The sequence below is a fragment of the Planktothrix sp. FACHB-1355 genome, from assembly GCF_014748295.1.
Lineage (GTDB): Bacteria > Cyanobacteriota > Cyanobacteriia > Cyanobacteriales > Aerosakkonemataceae > Aerosakkonema > Aerosakkonema funiforme_A.
Map to the genome: position 1 here is coordinate 1 of NZ_JACJUP010000552.1, position 4,391 is coordinate 4,391.

The following is a 4,391-nucleotide window of genomic DNA, read 5'->3' on the forward strand; positions in this document are numbered from 1 at the left end:
CGATCGGTATTGCGGGAAGTCACCCACTCGGAAGGGCAAATTGTCTTATTTATAGATGAACTGCATACCGTCGTCGGTGCGGGTGTGGGCGCTCAAGGGGCGATGGATGCGGGCAACTTGCTCAAACCGATGTTAGCGCGTGGGGAATTGCGCTGCATTGGCGCAACTACGTTGGATGAGTACCGCAAGCACATCGAAAAAGATGCGGCGTTGGAAAGGCGCTTCCAACAAGTTTACGTGGATCAACCTACAGTTGAAGATACGATTTCGATTTTGCGGGGACTGAAGGAACGCTACGAAGTTCACCACGGGGTTAAGATTACAGACTCGGCGTTGGTGGCGGCGGCGACGCTTTCCCATCGCTACATCTCCGATCGATTTTTGCCAGATAAGGCGATCGATCTGGTCGATGAAGCAGCTGCTAAGTTGAAAATGGAGATCACCTCAAAACCGGAAGAGTTAGAGGGGATCGATCGGCGACTGATGCAGTTAGAAATGGAGAAGTTGTCCCTGGAAGGGGAAGAAAGTAAGGCATCGCGAGAACGTTTGCGCGGAATTGAAGATGAAATTACCGAATTGAAGGAAGAACAAGAACAACTTTCTTCCCAATGGCAAGGTGAAAAGAATCTTCTGGAAGCGATCAATACTTTAAAAGAGGAAGAAGAACAACTGCGGGTGCAGATCGAGCGAGCTGAAAGAGCTTACGATCTCAATAAGGCCGCGCAGTTGAAGTATGGCAAACTGGAGGGAGTGCAGCGCGATCGGGAAGCGAAAGAAGCGGAACTTTTGAAACTGCAATCCCAAGGTTCCACCCTGTTGCGCGAACAAGTCACCGAATCCGATATCGCCGAAATCGTCGGTAAGTGGACGGGAATTCCCGTTAACCGCCTGCTAGAGTCGGAACGGCAGAAACTATTGCAATTGGAAGCGCAATTGCATAAAAAAGTAGTCGGACAGCAGGAAGCCGTCTCAGCCGTTGCAGCGGCGATTCGACGCGCTAGGGCGGGAATGAAAGACCCAGGAAGACCGATCGGCTCATTTCTGTTCATGGGGCCAAGTGGAGTCGGAAAAACGGAGTTAGCCCGCGCTTTAGCCCAGTTTTTGTTCGATTCCGAAGACGCCTTAGTGCGAATCGATATGTCCGAGTACATGGAAAAGCATTCCGTATCGCGCCTAGTGGGTGCGCCTCCCGGATACGTCGGATACGAGGAAGGCGGACAACTTTCGGAATCGATTCGCAGGCGTCCCTACTCGGTGGTGTTACTGGATGAAGTGGAAAAGGCGCACCCGGATGTGTTCAACATCCTCCTCCAAGTGTTGGATGATGGGAGAATCACCGATTCCCAGGGGAGAACGGTCGATTTCCGCAATACTGTAATTATAATGACGAGTAATATAGGCTCGAATTTAATTATTGACCTATTAGGCGAGAAGCAAGGACGAACAGATAAAAAATCAGAACTTGATTCTGCAATCCAAAATCCCAAATCTAAAATCCAAAATTGGGATGATTCCCAATACGAACAAATGCGTAAAAAGGTGATGGACGCCTTAAGAAAACATTTCCGTCCGGAATTTCTCAACCGCGTCGATGAACCGATCATATTCCACACCCTCAGTCGCAGCGAATTGCGGCAAATTGTGAGCATTCAAATGCAGCGCATTCAAAAATTACTCGCCGACCAAAAAATCAACATCGAACTCAAACCAGCCGCCCAAGATCGTTTGGCAGAAGCAGGCTACGATCCAGTATACGGCGCTCGTCCCCTGAAAAGAGCGATTCAGCGAGAGTTGGAAAATCCCATTGCTACCATGCTGCTGGAGGGCGCTTTTGTTCCAGGCGATATAATTGCGATCGACTGCGCTGATAATAAGTTAACATTTAGCAAAAAACAGGCAATTGGCTTATTAGAGCCTCAAAAACTGCCTTCTTAAGGCGATCGTAATGATTAAAGTTTTTCTCCTCTGTTCTGGGCTGGGCAACGTCCAGCGCGGTTATGAGTCCTTTTTCCAAGAGTGCTTTTCTGTTTTATCGCAGGAATCTTCTCTTGACGTAACTCTCTTCAAAGGAGGTGGTAATTCTCAGGAAAAATCCATAAATTTATGGAATATGCCGCGCTCTAGTTGGATGGCAGTTAAACTGGGAAATTTAGTGAAAAACTTGAGTGAATTTTTGAAAAAAGGAGATTATTTTCTCAAACAAGAAGGCTACTTCATTGAAGAAGCTTCATTTGTTTTTAGTCTATTGCCATTTATACAGAGTCAAAAACCAGACGTAATTTATTTCAGCGATGATGGTTTAGGTTATCTACTTTGGCATTGGCGGCGGTTGACAAAACAAAATTATAAGTTACTTTTCCGTAATGGTGGCCCGTTTTCTCCTCCTTTTACTCGTTGGAATCATGTACAGCACTTGACTCCAACGAGCTTTCAAAATACTCTAAATTATCAAGAACCTGCGGCAAAACATACTCTGCTTCCTTCTGGATTCAATATACCGTCCGAACTACAAATGCTTTCAGCCCAGGAGCGAGAAGTTTTACGAAATAGGCTGGGATTACCTAAAGAGAAACCTTTAATTCTTTCCGTAGCAGCTATTAACAGTTTTCACAAGCGAGTGGATTATATTATTCATGAAGTTGCTACTTTGCCAGAGCCAAGACCATTTCTTTTACTATTGGGACAAAAAGAAAAGGAATCAGATAAACTAATCCAGTTAGGCAATCAATTATTAGGTTCAGATAATTTTCAAATAAGAACAGTACCTCGCAATCAAGTAGATGATTATTACAGAATTGCTGATGTTTTTGTGCTAGCTTCTTTGCGCGAAGCATTTGGGCGCGTGTTTGTCGAAGCTATGTCATATGGGTTACCATGTTTAGCTCATGATTACGATATTCCCCGTTATGTGTTGGGGAAAGAAGGTTATTTTGCTAATTTTGAATTGTCAGGAACCTTGGCAAATTTAATAACTAAAGTTCTCAGTGAAAGTCTGGATAAGCATAAGCGCCTCGGTTACCATCGTAGCGTTTACGATCGCTTTAGTTGGGAGCAACTTCGCCGAGCTTATGTTGATATGATTGAGCGTTGTGCTGTGGGTAGTTAGGAAGGTGCGATCGCTTAAGTTCATCTTTAACTATACTTCTAAAGCGCCTTGCTTCAAAAATTAGTATTTTTACACAGTCTGCCGCAGATATCCCAGTATTGTACTGGTATTGAATAATCCTTTAAATCTACTAACTAAAGCCTGAGCCTGAGCCGTAGGCAGCAGCAAGATTACAGCTATTTTAAGTAATACTTTTAAAATAATTCTTGAGAACAAGATAGCACGATCGTTCTTCACGGTATACCAGAGAAATCTTCCAGCTTCTAAAACTCTACGTCGTTCTACAAAGCCTTCAAGTGCCTTGAAAGTTAAGTATTTATAGGTGTTAGCAATACTGTGCTTTTTCAAATGTTGTAGAGACTCAGGAGCTTGAGAAAAGGCTCGTTCAATAACTTGCAAGCAAGCTACCTCCATCTTCCCAAGATTAGAAGATGCTGAATTAGCAGAAATTCGATATAAAACTTGTACTGATGGCACCGCGACAAATTGATAGCGTGCAGCCAAGCGCAACCACATATCCCAATCCTCAGCAGGAGGAAGTGACTCATCAAAGCTACCAACTTGGTTTAAAGCATCTCTGCGAATCAAAGGGTTAGAGCCATGTTCCAAAAAATCAGTCAACAACATCTGTGCATAAACATTACCAGTTAGGTTAATATGATTTCCTCGACGCAAAAATTGCCCGGATTCATCTATACAATCAGTCCAGCTATAAGCAATAGCTGCTTGAGTATTTGTCTGTAAAGCTTTTAATTGCAGCTCTAGTTTATCCGGCATCCATACGTCATCTGCATCTAAAAAGGCAATGAATTCACCATGAGCTATAGAAAGTCCACGATTTCGGCTAGCAGCTTGTTTAGCATTTGGATAAGAGAAAACCTTTAATCGATTATCTTTGATGTTAGCAATAACTTCCAAAGTACTATCAGTAGAACCGTCATTAATAATAATTAACTCCCAATCGGAAAATGTCTGCGCCAAAACTGATTCTATGGTTTCTCGAATTGTTTTTTCACCGTTATATACTGGAATAATTACAGATATTAATGCCATATTAGTTAAATTAAATTATTTGCGACTTATTTCAGACATAATTGCATCAATAATTGGCTGGGGAGCATTTTGCTCTTTAAAATAATCCTGTAGTTCTCCTTCTAGCCTGCTTCTCAACCAGAAATCGCTAGCAATAACTTTAATAACTTGCCGAACATAAAAATTTATATACTTCCAGCTAGGTATATGTTTATAATCCCAATAAATGATATTTAACATATGCCATATATTA

4 protein-coding genes are annotated in these 4,391 nt (G+C 42.7%); 2 read left to right on the forward strand and 2 right to left on the reverse strand.

Annotation, left to right across the window (positions count from 1 at the left end):
- On the forward strand, positions 1–1,935 hold a 1,935-nt coding region (locus H6S82_RS20430), incomplete at its 5' end, for an AAA family ATPase (RefSeq protein ID WP_191056629.1).
- 10 nt (positions 1,936–1,945) lie between these two features.
- The gene (locus H6S82_RS20435; RefSeq protein ID WP_190471091.1) at positions 1,946–3,106 is read left to right on the forward strand and encodes a glycosyltransferase family 4 protein; all 1,161 of its coding nucleotides are present in this window, start codon (positions 1,946–1,948) and stop codon (positions 3,104–3,106) included.
- Positions 3,107–3,175: 69 nt separating this feature from the next.
- Here the strand turns inward: H6S82_RS20435 and H6S82_RS20440 are convergent, their stop codons facing one another.
- Positions 3,176–4,159: a glycosyltransferase gene (locus H6S82_RS20440; protein WP_190471092.1), complete on the reverse strand. Its 984-nt coding sequence runs from the start codon at positions 4,157–4,159 to the stop codon at positions 3,176–3,178.
- A 15-nt stretch (positions 4,160–4,174) separates the two neighbouring features.
- A partial coding sequence (locus tag H6S82_RS33035; RefSeq protein WP_206756881.1) for a hypothetical protein occupies positions 4,175–4,391 on the reverse strand: 217 nt, incomplete at its 5' end.

Excerpts from the sequence above, each read along its gene's own strand:
- H6S82_RS20440 (WP_190471092.1), bottom strand. The coding sequence starts at position 4,159 with ATGGCATTAATATCTGTAATTATTCCAGTATATAACGGTGAAAAAACA.
- H6S82_RS20435 (WP_190471091.1), top strand. The coding sequence starts at position 1,946 with ATGATTAAAGTTTTTCTCCTCTGTTCTGGGCTGGGCAACGTCCAGCGC.